The 25239-nt window shown below is 72.5% G+C and carries 20 protein-coding genes; 4 read left to right on the plus strand and 16 right to left on the minus strand.

The features are described from left to right. Positions 1-3: 3 nt before the first annotated feature. Positions 4-591, minus strand: a complete 588-nt coding sequence (ssuE, locus tag AC067U_RS04365) for an NADPH-dependent FMN reductase (RefSeq protein WP_478828072.1) — start codon at positions 589-591, stop codon at positions 4-6. 76 nt (positions 592-667) lie between these two features. Further along, entirely contained in the window at positions 668-1681 is a 1014-nt protein-coding gene (locus AC067U_RS04370) for a TauD/TfdA dioxygenase family protein (protein ID WP_478828073.1), read from the minus strand. Between the two features lie 1032 nt (positions 1682-2713). Between AC067U_RS04370 and AC067U_RS04375 the strand changes: the two genes are divergently transcribed. From AC067U_RS04375 to meaB, 3 genes are read left to right on the plus strand one after another with little or no spacing between them, the layout of a single operon-like run. Further along, the gene (locus tag AC067U_RS04375) at positions 2714-4579 is read left to right on the plus strand and encodes a methylmalonyl-CoA mutase family protein (RefSeq protein WP_478828074.1); all 1866 of its coding nucleotides are present in this window, start codon (positions 2714-2716) and stop codon (positions 4577-4579) included. After that, the gene (scpA, locus tag AC067U_RS04380; protein ID WP_478828075.1) at positions 4579-6765 is read left to right on the plus strand and encodes a methylmalonyl-CoA mutase; all 2187 of its coding nucleotides are present in this window, start codon (positions 4579-4581) and stop codon (positions 6763-6765) included. The genes AC067U_RS04375 and scpA overlap by 1 nt, the downstream gene beginning before the upstream one ends. Positions 6766-6782: 17 nt before the next feature. Beyond that, positions 6783-7775, plus strand: coding sequence for a methylmalonyl Co-A mutase-associated GTPase MeaB (gene meaB, locus AC067U_RS04385; protein WP_478828076.1), 993 nt, complete (start codon positions 6783-6785; stop codon positions 7773-7775). 9 nt (positions 7776-7784) lie between these two features. Here the strand turns inward: meaB and AC067U_RS04390 are convergent, their stop codons facing one another. Together AC067U_RS04390 and AC067U_RS04395 are read right to left on the minus strand one after the other, a co-directional pair. Further along, entirely contained in the window at positions 7785-11159 is a 3375-nt protein-coding gene (locus tag AC067U_RS04390) for an NACHT domain-containing protein (protein WP_478828077.1), read from the minus strand. 75 nt (positions 11160-11234) lie between these two features. Next, positions 11235-12239: an asparaginase gene (locus AC067U_RS04395; protein ID WP_478828078.1), complete on the minus strand. Its 1005-nt coding sequence runs from the start codon at positions 12237-12239 to the stop codon at positions 11235-11237. 146 nt (positions 12240-12385) lie between these two features. On the opposite strand from AC067U_RS04395, the gene AC067U_RS04400 reads away from it, so the two are divergent. Further along, positions 12386-12844 carry an Lrp/AsnC family transcriptional regulator gene (locus AC067U_RS04400; protein WP_478828079.1) on the plus strand — a complete coding sequence of 153 codons (459 nt, stop codon included), beginning with the start codon at positions 12386-12388 and terminating at the stop codon, positions 12842-12844. Positions 12845-12983: 139 nt separating this feature from the next. Here AC067U_RS04400 and AC067U_RS04405 read toward each other — a convergent pair whose 3' ends face one another. The 12 genes from AC067U_RS04405 to AC067U_RS04460 form a co-directional block, all read right to left on the minus strand. Beyond that, positions 12984-13634 carry a DUF4291 domain-containing protein gene (locus AC067U_RS04405; RefSeq protein ID WP_478828080.1) on the minus strand — a complete coding sequence of 217 codons (651 nt, stop codon included), beginning with the start codon at positions 13632-13634 and terminating at the stop codon, positions 12984-12986. Continuing rightward, a complete protein-coding gene (locus AC067U_RS04410) occupies positions 13631-13762 on the minus strand; it encodes a hypothetical protein (RefSeq protein WP_478828081.1) in 132 nt (43 codons plus the stop codon). Before AC067U_RS04410 ends, AC067U_RS04405 begins: the two co-directional genes overlap by 4 nt. A 74-nt stretch (positions 13763-13836) precedes the next feature. Beyond that, positions 13837-14232, minus strand: coding sequence for an Imm50 family immunity protein (locus tag AC067U_RS04415; RefSeq protein WP_478828082.1), 396 nt, complete (start codon positions 14230-14232; stop codon positions 13837-13839). Further along, positions 14219-14707: an Imm50 family immunity protein gene (locus AC067U_RS04420; RefSeq protein ID WP_478828083.1), complete on the minus strand. Its 489-nt coding sequence runs from the start codon at positions 14705-14707 to the stop codon at positions 14219-14221. The genes AC067U_RS04415 and AC067U_RS04420 overlap by 14 nt, the downstream gene beginning before the upstream one ends. A 1-nt stretch (position 14708) precedes the next feature. Continuing rightward, positions 14709-15128 carry a contact-dependent growth inhibition system immunity protein gene (locus AC067U_RS04425; protein ID WP_478828084.1) on the minus strand — a complete coding sequence of 140 codons (420 nt, stop codon included), beginning with the start codon at positions 15126-15128 and terminating at the stop codon, positions 14709-14711. A 68-nt stretch (positions 15129-15196) separates the two neighbouring features. After that, positions 15197-15550, minus strand: a complete 354-nt coding sequence (locus tag AC067U_RS04430; protein WP_478828085.1) for a hypothetical protein — start codon at positions 15548-15550, stop codon at positions 15197-15199. A gap of 138 nt (positions 15551-15688) precedes the next feature. Next, positions 15689-16450 (minus strand): hypothetical protein, encoded by a 762-nt coding sequence (locus AC067U_RS04435; RefSeq protein WP_478828086.1) that lies wholly within the window; start codon positions 16448-16450, stop codon positions 15689-15691. 7 nt (positions 16451-16457) lie between these two features. Beyond that, entirely contained in the window at positions 16458-21179 is a 4722-nt protein-coding gene (locus AC067U_RS04440; RefSeq protein ID WP_478828087.1) for a putative T7SS-secreted protein, read from the minus strand. Next, complete coding sequence (locus tag AC067U_RS04445) at positions 21179-21748, minus strand: hypothetical protein (protein ID WP_478828088.1); 570 nt, start codon at positions 21746-21748, stop codon at positions 21179-21181. The genes AC067U_RS04440 and AC067U_RS04445 overlap by 1 nt, the downstream gene beginning before the upstream one ends. Next, positions 21745-22170: a hypothetical protein gene (locus AC067U_RS04450; RefSeq protein WP_478828089.1), complete on the minus strand. Its 426-nt coding sequence runs from the start codon at positions 22168-22170 to the stop codon at positions 21745-21747. The genes AC067U_RS04445 and AC067U_RS04450 overlap by 4 nt, the downstream gene beginning before the upstream one ends. A 159-nt stretch (positions 22171-22329) precedes the next feature. After that, a complete protein-coding gene (locus AC067U_RS04455) occupies positions 22330-24606 on the minus strand; it encodes a heavy metal translocating P-type ATPase (RefSeq protein WP_478828090.1) in 2277 nt (758 codons plus the stop codon). A 149-nt stretch (positions 24607-24755) separates the two neighbouring features. Next, entirely contained in the window at positions 24756-25058 is a 303-nt protein-coding gene (locus AC067U_RS04460; protein ID WP_478828091.1) for a heavy-metal-associated domain-containing protein, read from the minus strand. Between the last annotated feature and the right edge of the window lie 181 nt (positions 25059-25239).

Consider the following 25239-nt stretch of genomic DNA (forward strand, 5'->3'; position numbering starts at 1 on the left):
GGGTCAGCCGGCGGTGGTGACGGCCGAGGCGCCGGCGCGGACGGAGTGGGCGCGTACGGCGTGGGCGCGTACGGCATCTGCGAACTCGTCGACGGCCTGGTACAGGTCGAGTTCCGCCTCGGGGCGGAGCCGGCCGGACCCGGCGGGGCCGCGCTCCACCACGGAGTCGAGGACGAACCGGCCCGCGGTGACGTGCCGGGCGCCGAGCGCGGAGAGCACCGGGCGGAGGGCGTAGTCGAGGGTGAGGACGTGGGCCAGGCTGCCGCCGGTGGCGAGCGGCAGCACCGTCTTGCCGTGCAGGCCGTCCTGCGGGAGCAGGTCGAGGAAGGCCTTCAGCAGACCGGTGTACGAGGCCTTGTAGACGGGGGTGGCGATGACCAGGCCGTCGGCCTCGGCAACTGCCTCCAGCGCGCGGCGCAGCTCCGGCTGCCCGGTGCGGGCGGCCAGCAGGTCGGCCGCCGGGAGCTCACGGACGGGGAGGTGCCCGGTGTCGAAGCCGGCGTGCGTGAGACGGCTCAGGGCGTGCTCGGCGACGACGGCGGTGCGGGAGTGGACGGAGGGGCTGCCGGTGAGAGCGAGGATGCGGGGCACGGTTTTCTCTTTCCGGGGATTCGGCGGTGCGGGGATCGGGGACGCGGGCGGATCGCGGACGCGGAGGCCCGTGCGGTCAGACGGGTTCGGGAGCGGTGGATCCGGGAGCGGTGGATTCGGAAGCGGTGGACTCCCCGGAGGCGATGCCGAAGCCGGGCGCGGGGACCGTCTCCGGGCTCAACAGCACGGAGGCACGGCCGTCCGCGCCCACCGGGACGTCGCCGTCGACGGTGACCCGGCGCAGGGTGCGCTCGTGGTCGTCGGAGTCGTCCACCCCGTAGTGCTGGGTGGCGCGGTTGTCCCAGATGGCGACGTCACCGGACTGCCAGCGCCAGCGGACGGTGTTCTCGGGGCGCTCGATGTGCTCCTGGAAGAGGTCCAGCAGCGCACGGGAGTCGCGGCCGGTGAGGCCCTGGACGCGCTGGACGAAGTTGCCCAGGAGCAGGGTGCGTTCGCCGGTCTCGGGGTGCACGCGGACGACCGGGTGCTCGGTCCGGAAGGTGGTGGAGGTGAAGACCTCGCGGTACTGGGCGAGGGCCTCGGGCAGCGCGTCGGGCTTGAGCGCCACGTAGTCGTACTCGTTGGTGTGGACGGCGCGGAGGGCGTCGGCGAGGGCGCGGAGCGGCTCGGGCAGGTGGTCGTAGGCGGTGGCGGTGTTGGCCCAGAGGGTGTCGCCGCCGTACGGGGGGATGGTGACGGCGCGCAGGATGGAGAAGGCCGGGTAGGCGGGCACGAAGGTGACGTCGGTGTGCCACTGGTTGGCACGGGCGCCGTGGTGGGAGTCGATGCCCAGGGCGTAGCGGCCGTCGGCGGAGGGGACGGTGGGGTGGGCGACCGGGGTGCCGAGCAGCCGGGCGAAGGCCTCGTGGCCCTCCTCGTCCAGGTGGTGCTGGCCGCGGAAGAAGACGACCTTGTGGGCGAGTGCGGCGTGCCGGACGGCGGTGACGGTCTCGGGGTCGAGGTCCCCGCCGAGCCGGACCCCTTCGATGACGGCGCCGATGCGGCCGCCGACGGGCGTGACGGTGATCTCGGAGGCGGCGATCTCGGACGGGGTGCTCTGGGAGGCGGAGGTCGGGGTGGCGGTGGCCATGGTGGCTCCTCGGGGCGGTCGGAGGGTCGGACGGGCGGTGGTGCAGTGCCGTCGGCGCGCAGCGGCGCGGAGGCAGGGGTGCGCAGGCACGGCGACACGGGTGGCACGGGTGGCATGGGTGGCACGGGTGGCACGGGTGTTGGGGGTGACACGGGTGGTGCGGCGTGCGAGCGGTGTGGGTGTGACAGGGACGGCGTGCGCGCGGTGTCGGCGGTGTACGCGGTACGGCGGTACGGGGGCGGGACCCGACCGGCCCCGCACGGCGGAGGCCACTGGGCCCGCGCCCGCCCGGGGCGTGTCACGCCTACGTCGGCCGACGGGGTACGCGGATCGATCGTTTGCTCAGCGGAAGGCGTAGGGCGCGCGACGCCGGTGCCGCAGCGGCACACGGTGCGTGCCGGGCGGCACCGGTGGCGCCGGCGGCGCGCCGGTGGTGCCGGTGGTGCGCCGGTGGTGCCGGCGGTGCCGGGTGCGCTCAGGCGGAGCAGGAGGGGGCCGTACAGCGGCCCGGACACGCGGTCGGCACGGTGGTGGTGCCGCCTGAGGTGTGGAGCCGCTCGGCGAATCGCTCGGTTGCGGACATGGCCAGGAGCGTGTCATCGGGGCCCCGGCCGGTCAAGGAGGTACGGAGCTCCGTCCGGTCCGGCCGGGCCCATGCTCCCCCGACCCGGCGCAGCCCCGCCAAACCCCCTCTGACCTGTGATTTCTTCTCGCCGGCCGGGGTTCTCCGGGAGTCCGCCGGCACCGTCGGGGTCCCGCCGGATTTCACGGCACCGCAACGCGTCCGCCACGCCGCCGCACGCTCCGCCACGTCCCGTACACACGAGAACCGGCCACTGGCGGCACCGTCGAACCTGCCGTGCCCGCGCGACCGGGGCCACCCCGAACCGGCGCACATGTCCCGCTCGGCACCGGTCTTCGAGAACATGGCCGGTATGCCCGGTATCCCCGCTATCGGCTGGTTACTCATGGGTGCGAGATCACATCCGGTGGTTATGGTCTCGCCTGAGCGACCCCCCTAGCATTCGAGCCATGACGGTCCTGCCTGATGACGGGCTCTCCCTGGCCGCCGAGTTCCCTGACGCGACGCATGAGCAGTGGCAGCGCCTGGTTGAAGGCGTACTGCGCAAGTCGGGCAAGGAACCTGTCGGCGCGGCCGCGGAAGACGCGTTGTCCACCCAGCTCCAGGACGGGCTCAGCACCCGCCCGCTGTACACCGCGGCCACCTCCGCCGCGCCCGACGCCGGCGGCGCCGGCCTTCCGGGGTTCGCGCCCTACGTGCGCGGCGGCCGCGCGGCCGGCAACGCCGCGACCGGATGGGACGTACGCCAGCGGCAGCTGCACACCGACCCGGTCCGGCTGAACGAGGCCGTCCTCACCGACCTGGAGAACGGCGTCACCTCGCTCTGGCTGGCCGTCGGCCGGGGCGGCGTCCCGGTCTCCGGGCTGGCCCGCGCACTGGCCGGGGTCTACCTCGACCTGGCCCCGGTCGCCCTGGACGCCGGCGCCGAATACGCGCAGGCCGCACGGGAGTTGTTCGGCCTCTACGCCGAGCGCGGGGTGTCCCCCGAGGACGCCCGCGGCAGCCTGGGTGCGGACCCTCTCGGCCACGAGGCCCGTACCGGCGAGGTCCTCGACCTCGGACCGGCACTCGCGCTGGCCCGGGAGACCGCGGAGACCTGGCCCGGCCTGCGGGCCCTGACCGTGGACGCGCTGCCCTACCACGAGGCGGGCGGTTCGGCGGCCGAGGAGCTCGGCCTCTCGCTGGCCGGCGGCGTCGCCTACCTGCGGGCCCTGACCGAGGCGGGCCTGACCGTCGAGGCCGCCCTGGGACAGCTGGAGTTCCGCTACGCCGCCACCGCCGACCAGTTCCTGACCATCGCCAAGCTGCGCGCCGCGCGCCGCCTGTGGGCGCGGGTCGCCGAGGCGTCGGGCGCCCCGGAGGCGGGCGCGCAGCGGCAGCACGCGGTGACCTCGCCGGTGATGATGACCCGGCGCGACCCGTGGGTGAACATGCTGCGCACCACGGTGGCCTGCATGGCCGCCGGGGTCGGCGGCGCGGACGCGGTGACCGTGCTCCCCTTCGACCACGAGCTGGGCCTGCCGGACGCGTTCGCGCGCCGGATCGCCCGCAACACCTCCACCGTGCTCCTGGAGGAGTCGCACCTGGCCCGGGTGATCGACCCGGCCGGCGGCTCCTGGTACGTGGAGTCCCTGACGGACGAACTGGCCCACGCGGCCTGGGAGTTCTTCCGCGAGATCGAGAAGGCGGGCGGCCTGCCGGCCGCGCTGCGCTCCGGCCTGGTCGCCGAGCGCCTGGCCGCGACCTGGGCCGAGCGCTCCAAGAAGCTCGCCAAGCGCCGCGAACCCGTCACCGGGGTCAGCGAGTTCCCGAACCTGGGCGAGAAGCTGCCGGTGCGCGAGCCCGCCCCGGCGCCGCTCTCCGGCGGTCTGCCGCGGGTCCGCCGCGACGAGGCCTACGAGGCCCTGCGGGCCCGCTCGGACGCGCACCTCGCGGCGACCGGCACCCGGCCGCGGATCTTCCTGGCCGCGCTCGGCACGGCCGCCGCGCACACCGCCCGCGCCGGCTTCGCCGCCAACCTCTTCCAGGCGGGCGGTATCGAGCCGGTCCACGACCCGGTGTCGGTGGACGCGGCCACGGCCGGCCCGGCGTTCGCCGCGAGCGGCGCCACGACGGCCGTGCTGTGCTCCAGTGACGCGCTGTACGAGGAGCAGGCCGCCGGGGTCGCGCAGGCGCTGCGCGACGCCGGCGCCACGACCGTGTTCCTGGCCGGCCGGCCCGGCACCGCCGCCGGCTCCGTGGACGAGTACGTCTTCGCGGGCTGCGACGCCGTCGCCGTGCTGTCCTCCGTTCTCGACCGGATGGGAGTGTCCTGATGGGGATCCCCGACTTCGCCGAGCTGCCGCTCGGGCCGGGCGCCCCCGCCGGGGCGACCGAGGACCAGTGGCGGGCGGCCGTCAAGGAGTCCACCGGCACCGCCGCCTCCGACCTGCTGTGGGAGACCCCCGAGGGCATCGGGGTGAAGCCGCTGTACACCGGGCGGGACCTGGAGGGCCTGGACTTCCTGGAGACGTACCCGGGCGTGGCCCCGTACCTGCGCGGCCCCTACCCGACGATGTACGTCAACCAGCCGTGGACGATCCGGCAGTACGCGGGCTTCTCCACCGCCGAGGAGTCCAACGCCTTCTACCGGCGCAACCTCGCGGCCGGCCAGAAGGGCCTGTCGGTCGCCTTCGACCTGCCCACGCACCGCGGCTACGACAGCGACCACCCGCGGGTCACCGGTGACGTCGGCATGGCGGGCGTCGCCATCGACTCCATCTACGACATGCGGCAGCTGTTCGACGGCATCCCGCTGGACAAGATGTCGGTGTCGATGACGATGAACGGCGCGGTGCTGCCCGTTCTCGCCCTCTACATCGTGGCGGCGGAGGAGCAGGGCGTCTCCCCCGACAAGCTCGCCGGGACCATCCAGAACGACATCCTCAAGGAGTTCATGGTCCGCAACACCTACATCTACCCGCCGAAGCCGTCGATGCGGATCATCTCCGACATCTTCGCCTTCACCTCGCAGCACATGCCGCGCTACAACTCGATCTCCATCTCCGGGTACCACATCCAGGAGGCGGGGGCGACGGCCGACCTGGAGCTGGCGTACACCCTGGCGGACGGTGTGGAGTACCTGCGGGCCGGGCAGGGCGCCGGGCTGGACGTGGACGCGTTCGCGCCCCGCCTGTCGTTCTTCTGGGCGATCGGCATGAACTTCTTCATGGAGGTCGCCAAGCTGCGCGCGGCCCGCCTGCTGTGGGCGAAGCTGGTGAAGCAGTTCGACCCGAAGAACACCAAGTCGCTGTCCCTGCGCACCCATTCGCAGACCTCCGGCTGGTCGCTGACCGCACAGGACGTCTTCAACAACGTGACGCGCACGTGCATCGAGGCGATGGCCGCCACCCAGGGCCACACCCAGTCGCTGCACACCAACGCGCTCGACGAGGCCCTCGCCCTGCCGACGGACTTCTCGGCCCGCATCGCCCGGAACACCCAGCTGCTGCTCCAGCAGGAGTCGGGCACCTGCCGCGTCATCGACCCGTGGGGCGGCAGCGCCTACGTCGAGAAGCTGACGTACGACCTGGCGCGCCGGGCCTGGCAGCACATCCAGGAGGTCGAGGCGGCCGGCGGCATGGCGCAGGCCATCGACGCGGGCATCCCCAAGCTCCGGGTGGAGGAGGCCGCGGCCCGCACCCAGGCGCGGATCGACTCGGGCCGGCAGCCGGTGATCGGCGTCAACAAGTACCGCGTCGAGAACGACGAGCAGATCGAGGTCCTGAAGGTCGACAACTCCTCGGTGCGCGCCCAGCAGATCGCCAAGCTGCGGCGGCTGCGCGAGGAACGCGACGAGGCGGTCACCCAGGACGCGCTGCGCGCCCTGACGAACGCGGCGGACCGCGGCGACGGCAACCTGCTCGCGCTGGCGGTGGACGCGGCCCGCGCCAAGGCCACGGTGGGCGAGATCTCGGACGCCCTCGAGAAGGTGTACGGCCGGCACGCGAGCCAGATCCGTACGATCTCCGGTGTGTACCGGAACGAGGCAGGAGAGTCCCCGAACGTGGAGCGCACCCGCGCCCTGGTGGACCGGTTCGAGGAGGCGGAGGGCCGCCGTCCGCGCATCCTGGTCGCCAAGATGGGCCAGGACGGCCACGACCGCGGCCAGAAGGTGATCGCCACCGCCTTCGCCGACCTGGGCTTCGACGTGGACGTCGGCCCGCTGTTCCAGACCCCGGCGGAGGTGGCCCGCCAGGCCGTCGAGGCGGACGTCCACGTGGTGGGCGTGTCCTCGCTGGCCGCCGGCCATCTGACCCTCGTCCCGGCGCTGCGGGAGCAGCTCGCGGAGGAGGGCCGTGAGGACATCATGATCGTGGTGGGCGGCGTCATCCCGCCCGCCGATGTCCCCACGCTGCTGGAGATGGGCGCGACGGCGGTCTTCCCGCCCGGCACGGTCATCCCGGACGCGGCGCACGACCTGGTGACGCGGCTCGCCGCGGACCTGGGCCACGAGCTGTAGGCGGGGGCGGCCGCGGAATGCCCCCTCGTACTCGGATCGACATCGAGGCGTACGCGAAGGGTGTGCTCGACGGGAAGCGCGCGCAGATAGCGCGCGCGATCACCCTCGTGGAGTCCACCCGTGCCGACCACCGGGTGCTGGCCCAGCAGCTGCTGTCGGAGCTGCTGCCGCACTCCGGCGGTGCGCGCCGGATCGGCATCAGCGGTGTCCCCGGCGTGGGCAAGTCCACCTTCATCGACGCCTTCGGCACGATGCTGACGGGCCTGGGGCACCGGGTGGCGGTGCTGGCGGTGGACCCGTCCTCGACCCGGACGGGCGGCTCCATCCTGGGTGACAAGACCCGGATGGAACGCCTGTCGGTGGACCCGGCGGCCTTCGTCCGTCCCTCCCCCTCGGCGGGGACCCTGGGCGGGGTCGCGAAGGCCACCCGCGAATCCATGATCGTGATGGAGGCGGCGGGCTACGACGTGGTGCTCGTGGAGACGGTCGGCGTCGGCCAGTCGGAGACCACGGTCGCCGGCATGGTGGACACCTTCCTGCTGCTCTCCCTGGCCCGTACGGGCGACCAGTTGCAGGGCATCAAGAAGGGCGTCCTGGAACTGGCGGACGTGCTGGCGGTGAACAAGGCCGACGGCCCGCACGAGCGCGACGCGAAGGCGGCGGCCCGCGAACTGTCCGGCGCCCTGCGCCTGATGCACCCGGCCGACGCCGCCTGGACCCCGCCGGTCCTGACGTGCAGCGCCCGCGAGTCCGCCGGGCTGGACGAGGTCTGGTCCCGCCTGGAGGCGCACCGCGAGCTCCTGTCGGGCACCGGCCGCCTGGCCGCGAAGCGGGCGTCCCAGCAGGTGGAGTGGACCTGGTCGATGGTCCGCGAGGCCCTGCTGGAGCGGCTGCACGCCCACCCGGGCGTCCGGAGCCTGGCCCCGGAACTGGAGGCGGAGGTCCGGGCCGGCCGGCTGACCGCGACATCGGCGGCTGACCGCATCCTGGGGGCGTTCGGGGAGGCGTGAGCCACCGGGTCAGGCGTACCGCACGCGCACCTCGGGGGCTAGGGCGTCGACGTGGTGGACGCGGTCGGGCGGAACGGGCAGGACGAGGTATTCCAGTTCCGGCAGGCCCGCCAGCGATGCCAGGTCGAGGGCGCCCCTCGCTCCCGGAGCCGCGCGCAGGGTGAGCCCCTTCAACCGGGGGCACGCGCCCCGCAGGCGGTCGAGGACCAGTTGGCCGTCGTAGGCACCGCCGCCCCGGAGTTCGAGGGTGGAGACTGCGGGCAGGAGCAGCCCGGCGGGCAGGCTCATGACGGAGTGCGCCGTCACGGTCAGGTGGTTGAGCAGGGGGAGACGTCCGATCTCCAGCCAGTCATCGGCCGAGGCCGGGCCGACTCCAGGGCTGAGGTACAGGGCTTCGAGACCGCGGAGGCCGCTCAGCCCGGCCAGCCCGCGCAGGGGGCGGTCCGCGCACTCCAGGTGCAGGTTCTGCAGCAGGGGTCCGGTGGGCAGCAGGTCCACGTCCCAGTCCGCGGTCGGGGACAGAGCGACCGACAGGTAGCGAAGCGCGAGCAGCGTCGCCACCGGATGCCTGCGCAGGTCGGGCGTACCGCCGATGGCCAGGTACTCCAGCGGCAGCCCCCCGATCGCCGAGAGGTCCGACAGGGCGGGGCACGCCTGGGTGTCCAGGTCCTCCAGGGCCTCCTGTGAGGCGAGGAATCCGAGGTGGGAAGCCTCCGGGTGGGCGAGCACGAGTTCGGTCAGCCCGGTCTCGTCGGCGTACGAGGCGAGAGCCCTGACCGGGACGGCACTGCGGACGTCCAGCCTGCGCGGCGGCTCGGGGAGCCGGCGCAGGTGTTCCAGCTGCTCCACCGACTGGACGGTGTACCGGAGCCGTTCGGGATCCAGCCGGGCCACGACCTCGTCGGCGTAGGCGGCGAGGTCGAAGCGCGACCATGCCCACACGAGCTGGGACCTGACCGGAGGGAAGGGGTGCCGGGCGTACCGGGCCAGGAAGGGCAGGGCGGCATCGGACGCGACGTGGGAGGCGGCGATGACCACGAGGTGGGCGTCGGAGGGACTCAGTTCCTCCGGGCCCGGAAGGAGCCCGAGCACCAGCGGGCCGACCTCGGCCAGGGCACGGGCCTCCTCCTCGTCCTTCGGCGGGATGAGGGTCACGGTGCGCTGTTCCACGGCTTCCCGTACGGCCGGGTCGAGCACAGTGGCGTGCTCCAGGCAGGCGGCGGCCAGCAGCAGGACGCGCACCTTGCTCCGCCGGTCCGGGGACCGGTCTCCCGCGGTGATCAGGCCCCGGAGGATCTCCGCCCGCTCGCGAGGCTTCGCGAGGGCCACCGCCATCCGGATGACGTCCTCCCACTGGTCGTTCGCGGCGCGATCGACGAGCAGGCCGAAATCGCCCTCTTCCACCGCCGCGCGGGCCCCGAGGAAGTCCTGGAACGTCTTGTGCACGAAGTCGACCGTGTCCGGGGCCGGTTCCCGCAGCAGACCGCTGCGCAGCAGGAAGTGGTCGAAGACGGCGGCGGCTTCGCCGAGGGCGGCCAGCTCGGGTACGGCGGGCAGTGCCCGGCCGATGATGTCCTCGGCCCGCGAACGGTCCATCTCCGTGCGGCCGTTCTTGATCATCCAGTAGGCGAGCCGCTGGAGCAGGTCGAGCTGGGCGTCCTCCCCCAGTTCCGGCACCTCGATGTCGCGTTCGCGGTCGCGGCGGCTCAGCAGCATGGACAGCGCGGCCTCGTAGAGGTCCTTCCGGCCGTGCGGCAGATAGCCGCGCCGGTCCCGGTGCAGGGCGCAGATCAGGCCGCACATCAGCGGGTTGGTGGCCAGCCGCCCGAGGTCCTGTTTGGTCCTTACCGCGGTGAGCAGCTGCTCCTCGTACGCGTCGAGTTCGGCCGGGTCGTCGGCGTCCGGACGGGCGGCCGCGTGCCAGCGGCGGATGAACGTGGCGACCTCGGCGGGGCCCATCGCGGACAGCGTGAGCTCGCTGAACGACTCGTCCGCCAGCCACCGCTCGCCCACGGCGGCCGGGCGGGAGGTGACCAGCCAGCGGTTGTCCCCGTCGTACGCCTCCATCAGGTCCCGCAGCCACCGGCGGGTCCGCTCGCGCTCGCGTTCGGGGACCTCGTCGATGCCGTCGATGAGGACGAGGCCGCGGCCGGCGGCGAGCACGCGCTGCTCCCACCCGACCGGCTGGGACCCGGCGAGCGGGGAGTCGACGGCGCCGAGGAAGTCCCTGGGCGCGGGCAGTCGGCCGCCGTTGCGGGTGATCGTACGGAGGGGCAGTACGAACGGGATCCGGTCGTGCAGGTACGCCAGCTCCGGGGCGGCGCTCCGGCCGGTCGTGCCCGTCGCCAGCCACTGCACCAGAGTGGTCTTGCCCGATCCGGCCTCGCCCCGGAGCAGGACGCGGCGGCTGTTGGCGAGCACCGCGTCCGCGGGCTGGGAGAAGATGCTCCGCAGGAGGTATTCGTTGACTCTCCGGTGGTACTCCGCGTGTTCCGGGTCCGCCTCCACCCCCTCCTCCTCGGGGAATGCCTCCCGGTAGAGCTGCTCCGCGACCTCCTCGGGCATGTCCTCGGGTTCGACGGACGGCTCCGGTTCCTCGTCCGGAGGGCCGTCGTAGGGGTGGAACCCTTCGTCACACGGGTCGTCGTAGTGCGGCCACGGCGGAGTCGTGGAGGTGGTGGCTTCGAGGCTGAGGTACGCCACGTCCAGGGGCCAGCGGGCCGGGGAGCGGTTGAGGTCGATGCCGTAGATGGTCAGCTTGCCGTGCTTCCTGGCGATGTACCGCAGGTACTCCTGCTCGAACGCGGCGTCCTCCGCGCCCGGCAGCGGATTGCGGCGGATCAGTTCGTCGACCCTGGCCGTCAGGTCCGCGACCGCGCGGGTCTGCTCGACCAGGGTGTGGGCGACGAACGTGGACCGCTGGGTGAAGAAGTGCAGGATGTGCAGGCAGGCGGAGTCGAGCAGCCGCTCGTAGAAGTAGGTGGCGTCGGCGGTGAGTTCGCGGGTCGGGTCGCCATCGGCGGCTCGGCGCAGCGCGCGGGCGAACTCAGGCGCGCCGAGCCCGACCGCGTCCAGGTCGGTGATCTTCAGCTCGCCCAGGGCGCGCAGGGTGGCGGCCAGCGCATCAGCGACCGCCTGCTCCTCGTCGGCGGCGATCGGCCGCTCGCCACCGGTCCGCAGGGCGTGCCTGACGATCTTCGCGGCGAGGGCGCGTACGTCACCCTCGGTCAGGCTCCGCTTCTCGCCCCGGAAGGAGACGTACCCGGAGATCCGGACCGGCTTGTCCACGACCCCGGCGCCCGGTCCCTCGCTGACGAACAGCTTCCGCACCAGCGGCCCGAGCACGCTCGAAGCCAGCCGGATGCCGATGGTCCCCGGTTCCATGTACGCGCCCCCCGCTGAGCCGAGCCGATGCCCGGGACCATTTTATGTCCCGAACACCGGCCCGCTCGGGCGGAGTTACGCGCCGACCAGCGTCTTCGACTCGGCCGCGCCCAGCACCTGCCGCAGCACCCGTTCCTGCTCCGCCCGCTCGCCGGAGGCCAGCAGTGCCGCGAGGAGGGCGATGCGGGCCTGGCCGGCGCGCAGGGTGCCGGTCGGGACGGCGCCCGCGGCGACCAGGTCGACGGCCCCGCCGTGGGTGTAGATCTCGGTGACCGGCCCGGCGGGCACCCGCGTGGTGAGGGCGACGAGCACGCCCCGCGCGGTGGCCTCGGCGACCGCCTCCACGAACTCCGGGGTGGCGTTGCCGGCGCCGGTGGCGACCAGCACCACGCCCCGCGCCCCGGCGTCGAGCGCCGCGCGGAACAGCAGCGGGTCGCCGTCCGCGTGGTGCATGACCATGTCCACGCGCGGCAGCGCCTCCGGCAACGCCGGCAGGGCCAGCGCCCGCGGGCGCTGCGGCTGCCGCAGCACGGTGACCTTCCCGAAGCCGATCTTGCCGATCCAGTCCCCCGAGGGGTCGGCGAACGCGTCGGCGGCCAGGGTCTGGGTCTTGACGGTGCCGCGGGCGCCGTGCACCCGGCCGGCGAAGGAGACGAGGACGCCGAGCCCGCGCGTGGTGGCGGCCGTCAGCAGCGCGTCGTACAGGTTGGCGGGGCCGTCCGCGCCGTCCGCCCCCATGGGGAGCTGCGCCCCGGTGAAGACCACGCTGCGCTCGTCGTGGTGGTGGAGGTCGACCAGGAAGGCGGACTCCTCCAGGGTGTCCGTGCCGTGGGTGACGACGATTCCGTCCACGCCGGGGTCGGCGAGCACCTCGTGCACCGTGCGCAGCAGGGTCAGCTGGTGGGCGGTGGTGAGGCGGGGACTGTTCACGCTGAACAGGTCGACGACCTCGACGACCACGTCCTCCGGCAGCGGTGCCGTGGCCATGACCTCGTTGCCGTCCGCGTCCGCGGCGAACCCTGACCCCTGCCAGCGGCTCGCTATCGTCCCGCCGGTGCTGATGACGACGATCCGTCCCACGGAATGCCCACCTTTCGCCTGGCGCCAGACTTCACACACACGGATTTCGCACGCACGTGCGCAGCAAGCAATGGTACGGAGTTCTTCACGCAATGTGATTGCGGATTCTGGCCGTCCGTTCATATTCGCGGGTGGATAATTGCCCCATGGACGCGATCGACCGGGAAATCTTGCGCCAGCTCCAGCAGGACGGCAGGCTCAGCAACCAGGAGCTCGCCCAGCGCGTGGGCCTCACCCCGTCCCCCTGCATGCGCCGGGTCCGCCAGCTGGAGCAGGACGGGGTGATCCAGGGTTACCGTGCGGTGATCAACCCCGAGGCGGTCGACCGCGGCTTCGAGGTGCTGGTCTCCGTGGAGGTACGACGGGACCGCGAGGCGGTCGAGGCCTTCGAAGCCGCCCTCCAGGACATTCCCGATGTGGTCGAGGCGTACCGCCTCTTCGGCAGCCCGGGCTGCCTGCTGCGCATCGCGGTCGCCGACCTCCGCGCGTACGAACGCCTCTGGATCGAGCAGCTCACCGCCCTCTCGGGGGTCACCGAGGTCAACTCGCAGATCATCATGAAGCGCATCAAGGAACCGACGGGCCTCCCGGTCGGTCGAAGCTGACGCTCCACACGTCCCCGTGCCCGGACCACTCGTCCCGCCCCTCGTCCGGATCGTCGACGACCAGCACCGACACCCCGGCGGCCGGGCCGACCAGGCCGTGTAGGGAGCGCTCCGGTCACGGCCGGCCGGCCGGCCACGGTCACCGGCGGCCGATGCGGGCGACGAGGTCCTCCGCCAGCGGGTACGGACGCTCGGCGGGGAGCAGCCCGGCGGCCGTGTCGAGGTCGCCGGCGCGCACGGCCGCGTGGACCTCGTGGGCGAGGGAGGTCACATCGCGGATGCCGGTGATCCACTCGTCGGTGTAGCGGTCCACCGCGGAACCGGAGAGGCCGATCTGGATCGCCCGGTGCGGCAGCGCGTTCAGGTGGAGGTCGCGTTCCGGGTCCCACTGGACGCGGACCGGGCTCGCCTTCAGCTGCTCGCGCCACTCGGCCTCGCTCGCGAAGCGGTCCCGGTCGTAGTGGCTGAGGGAGGCGTGGGCGAGGGCCCACTCGAAGCCGTCCCGGGTGATGTCGACGGCCAGCACCCGCTCCTGGTCGGGCTTGGCGCCCCAGCCGCAGCGGTACATCATCCACAGGAAGGAGGGCTTGATCCAGGTCATGCGCTCCCGTTTGAAGGGCGGCACGAAGGTGCCCGCCGCCAGCGCCGGTCCGGCGATCCGCGCGGAGTACGCCTGGTAGACGGTGATGGTCTCGTCCGTGTACAGCGCCCGCACCTCGTGGCTGCCGGCCCGCGCCTCATCGGTGTTCGCCCGTATCTCCCGGGTGTTCCCGCCCGCCCCCGCCGTCATACCGACATCTCCTCCGCCCATACGCCGGTGTCCACCACCGGGCCCCGTTCCACCGACCGCGCCCCTGCCGTGTACAGCAGGAACCGCAGCTCCTCCCAGGAGAACACCTGCTCGCCCCGGGAATCCACCCATATCCGCAGCCGGCCCGGTGCCGCCGGGGAGCGGGTGAGGTCCCAGAACGCCCTCGGTCCCGTGCTCCATCTCAGACCCCGCCCTGCAGCCGTACTCCCACGCCGACCACGCCGCAGTCCTCGGCGGTGAAGGTGAACGACCGGTGCGGGCCCACCGCCGCGACCGCGAGCCGGCCGTCAGGGCCGGGCTCCAGGGACATCTCGCGTTCCGCGTCCGCGAGGATCCCCCGGATCCGGAGGTCCGCCACGGCACGGAACACCAGCGAGAACACGAAGGTGTTGTACGCGGTGTCCGCCCACTCCGGCCGGGGCCGGTCGGGCAGCACGCCGGTCTCGAAGCCCAGGGTCACCGCCGCGTCCCGCTCGTCGACGTGCACGGAGAACATCCGGCAGCCTCCCGGGTCGGGCGGGGTGTCGTACAGCTCTGCCAGTTCACCGGGCCAGGGGCAGTGCTCAGAGGTGCTCATAAAACGTCTTCGCGGTAGGGGGCGGAACGGTCCGGTACAGGCGGGAGTCCAGCGTGCGCACGAACCGGTGCGGACCGCCGTCCCCGCCGTCGGCGTCCCGCGTGAACACGCTGACGTGTCCGGCCAGCGGGGAGGCGTCCGCGGTGAAGGACACCCGCACGCCGGATCCCGCGACGCGGACGGCGAGCCGGTGTCCGGGCAGCTCCTCGCACGTGATGTCCACCAGGGCAGGCGGCTCCCAGCCGTCCATCGCGAACTCCTCGACGTGGCCGAACTGCAGGTGGCACTGCACGGTGTCGCCCGGCTCGCCCTCCCAATGGTCCGCGAACCGCGGCAGGTCGATGCGCAGGGTGACGGTGGGCGCCCAGCCGTCGATCCGCACCGACCGCAGCCGCACCCCGCTCAGCGGGGGCGGCTCGTCGTACAGCGGGTCGAGGACCTGCCGCCGGTTCGCGATCAGCCGCTCCGGCCCCACGCTACGCACCCTTTCCCGGGAACGCCTCGAGGAACCGTTCGGCATCCGGCTCGACGTACGGCCCGAGATCGACCAGGATGCCGAGGATCCCGCGCAGTTCCGCCGCGAGCTCGGGTTCGGCCCGCCAGGTGTCGGGGTTCACCGTCAGGACCGCGGTCAGCAGGTCGTCGTCGTAGAAGCCGCCGGCCGCCTGGCCGGGGGCGGTCTCCAGGAGGATCTCCAGGGCGACCGGGAGCAGCCACCGCAGGCCGACCTCCTGGCCGATGAGACGGGCGAGCTCCTCGACCGTGAGCCGCTCGACCGGCCGGCGCCGCAGGGCGTGCACCGCCTTCACCAGGCCGGTGCTGTCCTGCGGCGGTTCCGGCCACCGCCGTCCCTCCAGTCGCTCCAGGGAGAGGCTCCGGTCGAACGCGCGTGTCATGCGTGCCAACCTACCCCGCCGGTCAGGCGCCCTCGTGACGATGTCGCCGTCGGATGCCGGGGCCGCGGTCACCAGTTCCCAAAGGTGTCCACCAAGTTGGCGATCAGCGCACGAAGGGCACCGACGCGGTACCGGTCCTCGCTCTGATCGCGCAGGGCTTCATCGGCGGCCCGCAGGCGGGCCAGGGCGGCCGGCTCCCGGTCCTCCACGTCATAGATCACCGGATCGGTGGCCAGGTCCAGGCATTCGGTGAGCAGCCGACGGGTTGCAGGGGAGGGCGGGTTGGGGTCGGGATCGGTGTACGGGGTGGTCAGGTACCGTGCAGGATCCGTGAGGCTCCAGCCGACGACGGCGCCGTGCTGGACCAGGAGCGCCCTCGGGGGCGATACCGATACGAGCCTCCAGCGGCTCCTCGAGGACATCGAGGTTGCGCAGACAGGTCAGCACGGCGTCCCCGGGAGCGCGGCACGATGCCCAGGGTTTCGCCCGTCACTGTCGCGGTCCAGTCGTCGTCGAGGGTGAGTCTCATGGCGAATGCCGCCTTGTCGAACGAGCCCCGGTCACCAGTTCCCGTAGTCCTCCACGTAGGTGGCGATCAGCTGGAGCAAGACGTCGGCTCGGCGCCGGTCCTCACGCTGCTCGCGCAGGGCCTCGTCGGCCGCCCGGAGTCGGGCCAGGGCGGCCGGTTCACCGTCGACCAGGTCGTCCACCACCGGCATGGTGACCAGGTCCAGGCACTCGGTGAGCAGGCGGCGGGTGGCGGCGGCGGGCGGGTTGGCGTCGGGGTCGGCGAATCCACTGGTCAGATACCGGGCGGGGTCAGCGAGGCTCCACCCGACGACTGCGCCGTGCTGGACGAGGAGTGCCAGGTCGGGGGCGATGCCGATGCGGGCGTCCAGCGGCTCGTCGAGGACGTCGAGGTCGCGCAGACAGGTCAGCACGGTGTCCCCGGGGGCACGGCACAGCACCGTGCACCGCTCGTGCCGGAAGTCCCGGGCCTCGTCGGCCCGGAGCCCGCCCGGGCGCACCGCGGGCGTGAGGGGCAGGCGGGCGGCTTCCTCGGCGGAGGCGGACTCTTCCGGCCAGTGCAACTCTGCCCCGACCAGCTCCCGGCCGGCCTTGTCGAACCGGAGGACGTCAGGTGCGTCCCACAGCTGGTCCTGGCTGCCGAAGGTGTCGGCGAGGAACCGGTCACGCTCCATCACGTCCGCGTAGCGAACGACCTTCACCGAGGCGTCGCCGGTGAAGCGGGGTGTGATGCGCAGCGGTTCGTCCGTCACCGTCGCGCCCCAGTCGCCGTCGAACGTCAGCTTCGTGGTCATCCTTGCCTCATCTGATCTGCTTTGCCGGGGCCATGTATCCGTCCTTGAGTGGCACCCTGCCCTGCACAAGGTCCTCGTGGGTAATCGGCGGGTGGGGGTCCGTGGGATTCCCGCCGAGCGCCTTCGCCCCGCTGTCGCCCTTGATCCCGGACGAACCATAGGCCGTGATGGCCTGGCCCTGGGTGTTGCCGGGCCCGTCGAGCACGACGATGTCCTCGCCCTGCCGGAAGATCAGCCTTTGGCCCGTGCCCGTCGACTGGTACACGGCATCCGGGTTCTTGAGGATCTCCGTGACCCGTTCGTCGCTGAAACCGTGCCTCGTGTCCCCGTGATAAGTGCTGTGCTTCTTGAACCCCCCGTCCTGCGCTTTCCCGATCACGTCATCCACGACCTTGTCGAGGCGCTTCTGGGCCTTCTCCTCCTTCGTGTACTTGGGCATGAGGCCCAGCGGGTCGCACCCGCTGTGCGGGTTGTCCACGTACGCGAGGGGGTTCGGGGCGGGGGCCAGGCCGAGGGGGTCCGGGGAGGTGTAGCGGCCGGATTCCGGGTCGTAGTGGCGGAAGAGGTTGTAGTGGAGGCCGGTCTCGGGGTCGTAGTACTGGCCGGGGAAGCGGAGCGGGGTGTAGGTGCCGCTGCCGCGGGTCCAGGCGGTGGTGCCCCACAACGTGGCCCGCGCGCGCCAGGCGATGTCGCCGGACTCGTCGATCAGTTCGGTGGGGGTGCCGACGAGGTCGGTGGCGATGGCGAAGAAGCGGCGGTCGATCTCCTCCTGGCGTGCGTCGGGCGTGAGGATGCGCTCGGTCTGGGCCAGGGGGACGTCGCTGCGGTGGTCCCAGGTGAGGGCGACCGTGTGCGGGAGGTCCGGCTGGTGGGTGGTCTGTTCGCACAGGGTCAGGCCGTCCCAGGTGAACCGGACCTCCTCGGCCACGGTCTCGCCGTCGGCCGCCAGGCGCTGCTTCGCGGTGCGGCGGCCGAGCGGGTCGTAGCGGTACGTCCACCGCGTTCCGTCGGGAGTGGTGACGGAGGTGAGGCGGTTCTCCGTGTCCCACGCGTAGTGCCAGGTGTCCGGCTTGCGGGAGAGCCGGGTCTTCTGCCGCAGGACGATGCGGCCGAGGGCGTCGTGTTCGAAGCGGACTCCACCGGCCCGGGTGAGGGAGGTGCCGGCGTAGGTGCGTGGTCCGGTGGCCTCGCCGCCGGGGTGGCCGGACGGCCAGGACGCCGAGGTCTGGTTGCCCGCGGCGTCGTAGGTGTAGCGCTCCGTCCAGTCCCGGGCGTGGACGGCGGTGACCCGGCCCGCAGGGTCCAGGTCGAAGGTGCGGGTGCCCGACAGCCGGTCGGCGACGGATGTGAGGTGGCCGTCGGCCCGGTAGGTGTAGGCGCGGCTGTTGACCGCGTTCCCTCGGGCCGTGATGTGCTGCTCGGAGAGCCGTCCGGCCTCGTCCCAGGCGGAGGCCATGGCGACCGTGTCACCGAAGACGCGTGAGAGCTCCCGGCCGGCGGCGTCGTGGGTGAAGTCGACCCGGTGGTGGCCGGTGGTCAGACGGTTCGGCGCTCCGTCGGCGCCGTAGGTGTAGGTGGTGACGTGGCCGGTGGGGGTGGTGCGGCGGGTGCGGCGGCCCAGGGCGTCGTAGGAGTAGGTGACGGGACGGCCGTCGACCAGCTCGGTCTTCACCTTGCCCCGGCGGTCGTACTGGTAGCGGAGTTCGCCGTCGGGTCCGGTCGCCTCCAGCAGGCGTCCGGCCGCGTCGTAGGCGTAGGTGGTCACCCGGCCGTCCACGTCCTTGGTGACCGCCCGGCCGAGCAGGTCGCGCTCGAAGGAGATGGTTCCGCCGAGGGCGTCGACCCGGGCTTCGAGCCGGCCTGCGGCGTCCAGCCGGTAGGCGAGCGTGCGGCCGTCGAAGTCGGTCTCGGAGACGATGTCGCCGGCGGCGTCGTACTCGTACGTCCAGGTCAGCCCGTACGGGTTGGTGACGCGGGTGAGGCGCAGATCGGCGTCGTGCTCGAACTCGTAGCGCGCGCCGTCGGGGCCGGTGCGGGAGACCGGCAGGTCGAAGTGGGTGTACTCGAAGCGGGTGACGCCACCGGAGGCGTCGGTACGGGTGAGCTGGTTGCCCTCGCCGTCGTAGGTCCACGACTCCGTGGCGCCGTCGGGGCCGGTGCGCCGGGCGAGGTGCCCGTCGGCGTGCCACTGCAGCCGGGTGACGCCACCGACCGGGTCGGTGATGCTGACCGGCCTGCCGAGGGCGTCCCGCTCCGTCCGGGTGATGGCGCCGGCCGGGTCGGTCACCTCCACGGGCAGCCCCGCCGCGTTGCACACCACGCGGGTCGTCGCCCCTTCGGCGTCGGTGAGCGAGGTGAGCCGGCCGCCGTGGTCGTAGGTGTAGCGGGTGGTGGAGCCTGCGGGATCGGTGACGGCGGTGCGGTTGCCGCGTTCGTCGTACTCGTGGAGCATCCGGGAGCCGTCCGCCGCGACGACCTCCACGGGCAGACCGAACCGGCCGCGTACGGTGCGCAGTTCGCTGCCGTCCGGCCGGATCGCGCGGACGGCCCGGCCCGCGTCGTCGTAGGAGAAGGCGGTGGTGAGGCCCAGCGGGTCGGTGCGGGTCAGCAGGTTGCCGCGTCCGTCGTAGGTGAAGCGGGTGGTGTGGCCGAGCGGGTCGGTGACGGCCAGGAGGCGGCCGCCGGGGCCGAACAGGTGGCGGGTCGCGTGCCCGTCGGCGGTGGTGAGCGTGGTGGTGCGGTGGCCCGTGGCCGGATCCGGTTCGGTGTAGGCCAGGCGGATCTGGACGTGGCCCGCTTCGCCGCCCTCCGCTATGACCCGGTCGCGGTCGTCGTAGACGTAGTCGTAGCGGCTTCCGTTGGAGTCGGTCCAGGCGGTGACGCGACGGCGGTCGTCGTACGTGAAGACGGTGGTGGCGCCCGAGGGCTTGGTGACCGCGGTCAGGTCGCCGTTCTCGTAGCCGTAGCCCATCAGGGGCAGGTCGGTGCCGTCCTCGCCCTCCCCGGCCAGGGACAGGGCTGTGACCAGGCCGTCCGTGACGGACAGCTTCACTTCGTGGCCCGCGGAGTGGGCCAGGGCCAGCGGCAGGCCGTCCTCGTCACGCTCGATGGTGATGGAGTGGCCGTTGCGTTCGGTGATGTCGGACAGCCAGGCGACTCCGTCGCTTCCCGGTTCGTCCTCGACCGTGGCAGTGAAGTGGAAAGTCAGGCCGCTGTCGGGGGCGGTGACGGTGTAGTCGCCGTGGGCGTCGCGGGTCAGCAGCGCACGGGCCATGCCCGTTTCCGGCTCGGTGGACACGCCGGGAGCCGGATGCGGGTACGGGATCAGCAGGCCCTCGGCGGTGACGTGGAGGACGCCGGCCGCGTCGATCTGCAGACGCTCGTCGACCGTGGACGTCCAGGCCGGCCCCAGGAAACGGCCGACCGCGCAACCGGACTCGGTGCGGCGGGTGAAGACCAGCGGCAGGATGCCGGGCAGCTCGACGTCGGTCTGGGGCAGGTACATCCGGCCCGTGGCGAGGTCCACCGGGTCACCGCCGGCCTTGCGCTCGCCGTCCACGGTGTTGCGGGAGCCCTCGGGGGCGTCGTCGAGCACTTTGCGCAGCCGTGCGGCTTCGGCGGCCTCCTTGGCGAGGCGGGCCGCCTTCACCCCGGCGCCGCCGCCACCGGTGGCCGCGGTCAGCGCGAGGTCGGGGATGAGCTTGCCGATGCCCTCGGAGGGGTCCTTCATGAACTCGTTGACCATGGTCTTGGCGGTGCCGACCGGGTCGTTGGCCGCGAGCGCGAGGCCGGTGACGGTGTTGTTGAGGTTGGTGAGGTACTCGGCGGGGTGGGTGATGTTGTACGGGTCGGTCGGGTTGACCGACCGCGCGAAGTTCACGATGCCGGCCGCGCCCTTGATGACGCCGCCGCCCAGGTGCCGGGCGTCGATCTCCAGGCCCTGCAGGCCGTCCTTGACCTGCTCGGCGTACGATGGCTTGGGCGGGGCGGCGTCCCGGGCCGCGGTCAGCGCCGTCTTGGCGGTCTCCGCCGCCTCATTGCGCTGCTTGCGGGCGTTGATGACCTTGTCGTAGGCGGCCTTGACGCCCGCCTCGCCCGGATCCTTGAAACCCGAGGGGCGCGGCGGCAGGTCGTCCTTCTTCGCCTTGACCGCGTCGTTGTACTCGTCGACCTTCGCGTTGTACGCGGTGCGCGCGTCCTCGGAGGCCTTCTTCGCCTTCTTGTACGCCTCGATCGCGTCCCGGGCCTCGTTCTGCGCCCACTCGACGGTCTCGGCGAAGCGGGTCAGCGCACCCTCGGCCTTCTCGAAGGCGTCGGCGGCCTTGAACCACTTCGGCGGCTGCTTCGCCGTGTGCTCCGCGTAGGAGTCGGCGGTCACGCCCTTGATGGCATCCGCGCTCAGGCCCTTGATGCCGTTGCCGACCTTGTCGAAGTTGGTCTGGAAGTCCGCCAGGTGCTTGGCGTTCTCCCGGATCTTCGACACGCTGCCATAGATGATCTTCTTGGGGTCCTCGGTCTGGTCGAGCTCCATCTCGGCGACCTCGGCGCCCATGGAGTTGGCCAGCGAGCGGCTCTTCTCCCGGACCCAGTCGGCGCCTTCGTCCCAGCCCGCCTTCTCGGCCAGGTCCGCGGTCTTGTCGCCGAGCCACTCGACACCGTCGCCTATGCCCTCGACGACGTCCTCACCGGCATCCTCTATGAAGTCCGGAGTCCAGTCCCGCCAGCCCATCAGCCCTTGCCCCCGTCGCCCTTGGCCTGCTCCAGCAGGTCGTTCAGCGACCCGATCTTCCCCGTCGTCTTCAGCGTCTCCCCGGTCTGCGACCAGTTCTCCGAGACGTCCTGTCGCATCTTCTCGAAGGACTCACCGCTGTAGTCCGGCTTGTAGACCTCCCACGGCGGGCGGGTGATGTCGTCCCAGGACTTCTTCTCGATCTCGTCCTCGGAGGCGTGCGGGTTGCCGTAGAGGGAGTTCACCCCGACCTTGAAGGCGCCCTGGATGTACTGGTCCTCCTCCCACACCGTGCCCGCCGCGATGCCCAGGGTGGAGGCGAGGCTGCTGGCGTCCTGGACCAGGGCCCGTACGCCCCACTCCCACTTCTCGCAGAAGTCCTCGAACAGGTCGGCCACGCCCGGGTGCCCGGCCTCCATCCCCGTCATCGACAATGACTCGAAACCCGCGCCCATCGAAGCGCCGCCGGCCGTGCCGACCTCGCGCAGCTCCGCGATCGCCCCGCGCAGCCCGTCCTGGATGTTCTTGACCGCGGCCGGGTCGAGCCCGAGGTCCTCGTTCCCGCTCACCGGTCGGACTCCTCCGCCCGTTCCGCCCCTACCACCCGTTCCGCCCGTACGTCAACGGCGACGGCATCGGGCACGATCCCGCTCACAGGCGGGAACAGCATCGACCCGTCCTCGTCGGCAACATTCACCGCGACCCCGGTCGGCCCGTCCAGGTCCGGCACGATCCCGTCCACCAATCGCGCACCGAGAACCGCCAGATACTCCAGCTCACGCGTCGGGGCGATGCCCCGTGCCGTGGTGAACCGGGCCAGCGCCTCCTCGTCGGTGAAGGCGTAGATCCACCGGATCCCGCCCTGATGCCCCGACATGAGCCCGCCGCCGGCCAGCGGCGCGAGCAGCAGGGCCCGCCGGAACTCACCCACCAGTCTGCCGGGATCACCCTGACCGGCCCGCATCCGGGCTATCTCCTCCACCAGTTGCATGTCGCGCCCCCGTTCGGTTTCGACCGTCCAACCTATGGGACGTCGCGCGGCAAGCCAAAGGCAGGGTGAAGGTCTCCACGATGTCCCCACGGCCCTGCACGGCCGGACACCCCCGCACGAAGTCCGGTGCGGGGGTGTCCGGGGGAGCCGGTCCGACGGTCAGGAGCCGGCCGGCCGGAAGGACCGCAGCCTCAGGGAGTTGCCGACCACGAAGACCGAGGAGAAGGCCATGGCCGCTCCGGCGATCATCGGGTTGAGCAGTCCGGCGGCGGCCAGCGGCAGTGCGGCGACGTTGTAGCCGAAGGCCCAGAAGAGGTTGGACTTGATGGTGCCCAGGGTCTTCCGGGACAGCCGGATGGCGTCGGCCGCGGCCCTCAGGTCACCGCGGACCAGGGTCAGGTCGCCGGCCTCGATCGCTGCGTCGGTACCGGTGCCCATGGCCAGCCCGAGGTCGGCCTGGGCGAGCGCGGCGGCGTCGTTGACCCCGTCCCCGACCATGGCCACCGACCGGCCCTCGGCCTGGAGGCGCTTGACGACCTCGACCTTGTCCTCGGGCATGACCTCGGCGATGACCTGCGCGATGCCCACCTCGGCGGCGACCGCCTCGGCGACCGCCTTGTTGTCCCCGGTCAGCAGGATCGGGGTGAGGCCCAGCCCCTTGAAGCGGGCGATCGCTTCCGCGCTGGTGTCCTTGACCGCGTCGGCGACCTCCAGGACCGCCCGGGCCTCGCCGTCCCAGGCCACCGCGATGACGGTCCGTCCGGACGCCTCCGCCCGGTCCTTGGCCTCCTTGAGTTCCGCGGGCAGTTCGATCGCCCAGTCGGCGAGCAGCTTCTCGCGGCCGGCCAGGACCGCGTGGCCCTCGACGATGCCCTGGACGCCGAGCCCGGCGACGTTGGCGAAGTCCTCCGGGGCGGGCAGTTCGCCCAGCTCGGCGGCGGCGCCCCGGGCGACGGCCTGGGCCACGGGGTGCTCGGAGGCGTGCTCCAGGGCTCCGGCCAGCCGCAGCACCTCCCGCTCATCGGTCCCCTCGGCGGTGTGTACGGCGAGGAGGGTCATCCGGCCGGTGGTCACGGTGCCGGTCTTGTCCAGCACGATGGTGTCGACGCGGCGGGTGGTCTCCAGCACCTCGGGACCCTTGATGAGGATGCCGAGCTGGGCGCCGCGGCCGGTGCCGACCATCAGTGCGGTCGGGGTGGCCAGGCCGAGGGCGCAGGGGCAGGCGATGATCAGTACGGCGACCGCGGCGGTGAACGCGGCGGTCCAGCCGGCGCCGTTGCCGAGCCAGAAGCCGAGGGTGCCGAGGGCGAGCGCGATGACCACCGGGACGAACACCGCGGAGATCCGGTCGGCGAGCCGCTGGGCCGCGGCCTTGCCGTTCTGTGCGTCCTCGACGAGCTTGGCCATCCGGGCCAGCTGGGTGTCCGCGCCGACCCGGGCGGCCTCCACGACCAGCCGGCCACCGGCGTTCAGGGTGGCTCCGGTGACGGCGTCGCCGGCCGCGACCTCCACGGGCACCGACTCTCCGGTCAGCATGGAGGCGTCCACGGCGGACGCGCCCTCGACGACCACGCCGTCCGTGGCGATCTTCTCGCCCGGCCGGACCACGAACCGGTCCCCCACCCGCAGTTCCGCGACCGGTATGCGCTCCTCCCGCCCGCCGCGCAGCACGGCGACGTCCTTCGCACCGAGCTCCAGCAGCGCCTTCAGCGCGGCCCCGGCCTTGCGCTTCGAGCGGGCCTCGAAGTAGCGGCCGGCCAGGATGAAAGCGGTGACTCCGGCGGCCGCCTCCAGGTAGATGTTCCCCGCGCCGTCGCTGCGGGCGATGGTGAACTCGAAGGGGTGGGTCATGCCGGGCGTCCCGGCGGTGCCGAAGAACAGCGCCCACAGCGACCACAGGAACGCGGCCGAGGTACCCACCGAGATGAGGGTGTCCATGGTGGCGGCGCCGTGCCGGGCGTTGGTGAACGCCGCCTTGTGGAAGGGCCAGGCCGCGTACGTGACCACGGGGGCGGCCAGGGTCAGCGACAGCCACTGCCAGTACTCGATCTGCAGGGCCGGGACCATCGCCATCGCGATCACCGGCACGGCCAGCAGGACGGCGGTGACCAGCCGCTGCCGCAGCGGGCGCAGCTCGTCGGCCGGGTCCTCGGCCCCGCCGCCGGCCTCGGCGCGGCCCCCGGGCGGGGTGCCCGGTGCCCGGGGCGGTTCGGGCTCCCGTGCGGTGTAGCCGGTGGCCTCGACCGTCCCGATGAGATCGGCGACGGTCACCCCGCCCTCGTAGCTGACCTTGGCCTTCTCGGTGGCGTAGTTGACCGTGGCGGTCACGCCCTCCATCCGGTTGAGCTTCTTCTCGATCCGGGCTGCGCACGAGGCGCAGGTCATGCCGCCGATGGCGAGCTCGACCTCGGCGGCGCCGGTGGTGGCGACGGTCATGTGCATCTCCTCATGCGGGGGCGTACGGGGCGTACGGGAGGGGGTGGCCGGGGAGCGGGTGGCCCGAGGGGGGCGGGCCCCTGCCGGGCCCGGCAGGGGCCCGGCGGCTCGGGGCCGAGGGGGGCGGGCCGCGCGGTGCGCCCGAGGGGTCAGTCCGCGACGCGGCCGGTGACCTCGTATCCGGCCTCGTCGACGACACCGGCGATCACGGAGTCGTCGAGCGGACCGGCACTGATCACGGTGACCTGCCCGGCGTCCAGGTCCACCTCGACCCGCGTGACGCCCTCCAGCGCACCGATCTCCCGGGTGAGCGTGGCCTTGCAGTGTCCGCAGGTCATGCCTGCGACCGCGTAGACGGTACGGAACCCCTCCACGGCGACGGCGGTCTGCGCGGTGCCGGTGGAGCAGGTGTGGTTCGGGGAGCAGCAGGACGAGGACGACGACGAGGACATGGCGTTCTCCGGAGTCTCGGGTTGCGGATTGCGGATTGCGGATTGCAGGTCTCGGATTTCGGGGCGATTTCACTTGGTACCCCTGGGGGGTATGTCGTGGCGCTGGTTCATGTATACCCCCACCCCGTATCGATGGCAAGTCCTGAGCACCGCTTGACTGGGTACCCCCCAGGGGTATTGT

Source organism: Streptomyces sp. NPDC043853 (assembly GCF_056436025.1).

Bases quoted from the DNA above. Each gene is read 5' to 3' on its own strand.
- AC067U_RS04370 (WP_478828073.1), bottom strand. From the start codon at position 1,681: ATGGCCACCGCCACCCCGACCTCCGCCTCCCAGAGCACCCCGTCCGAG.
- AC067U_RS04375 (WP_478828074.1), top strand. From the start codon at position 2,714: ATGACGGTCCTGCCTGATGACGGGCTCTCCCTGGCCGCCGAGTTCCCT.
- scpA (WP_478828075.1), top strand. From the start codon at position 4,579: ATGGGGATCCCCGACTTCGCCGAGCTGCCGCTCGGGCCGGGCGCCCCC.
- meaB (WP_478828076.1), top strand. From the start codon at position 6,783: ATGCCCCCTCGTACTCGGATCGACATCGAGGCGTACGCGAAGGGTGTG.
- AC067U_RS04390 (WP_478828077.1), bottom strand. From the start codon at position 11,159: ATGGAACCGGGGACCATCGGCATCCGGCTGGCTTCGAGCGTGCTCGGG.
- AC067U_RS04400 (WP_478828079.1), top strand. From the start codon at position 12,386: ATGGACGCGATCGACCGGGAAATCTTGCGCCAGCTCCAGCAGGACGGC.
- AC067U_RS04405 (WP_478828080.1), bottom strand. From the start codon at position 13,634: ATGACGGCGGGGGCGGGCGGGAACACCCGGGAGATACGGGCGAACACC.
- AC067U_RS04415 (WP_478828082.1), bottom strand. From the start codon at position 14,232: ATGAGCACCTCTGAGCACTGCCCCTGGCCCGGTGAACTGGCAGAGCTG.
- AC067U_RS04425 (WP_478828084.1), bottom strand. From the start codon at position 15,128: ATGACACGCGCGTTCGACCGGAGCCTCTCCCTGGAGCGACTGGAGGGA.
- AC067U_RS04430 (WP_478828085.1), bottom strand. From the start codon at position 15,550: ATGTCCTCGAGGAGCCGCTGGAGGCTCGTATCGGTATCGCCCCCGAGG.
- AC067U_RS04435 (WP_478828086.1), bottom strand. From the start codon at position 16,450: ATGACCACGAAGCTGACGTTCGACGGCGACTGGGGCGCGACGGTGACG.
- AC067U_RS04440 (WP_478828087.1), bottom strand. From the start codon at position 21,179: ATGGGCTGGCGGGACTGGACTCCGGACTTCATAGAGGATGCCGGTGAG.
- AC067U_RS04450 (WP_478828089.1), bottom strand. From the start codon at position 22,170: ATGCAACTGGTGGAGGAGATAGCCCGGATGCGGGCCGGTCAGGGTGAT.
- AC067U_RS04455 (WP_478828090.1), bottom strand. From the start codon at position 24,606: ATGACCGTCGCCACCACCGGCGCCGCCGAGGTCGAGCTCGCCATCGGC.
- AC067U_RS04460 (WP_478828091.1), bottom strand. From the start codon at position 25,058: ATGTCCTCGTCGTCGTCCTCGTCCTGCTGCTCCCCGAACCACACCTGC.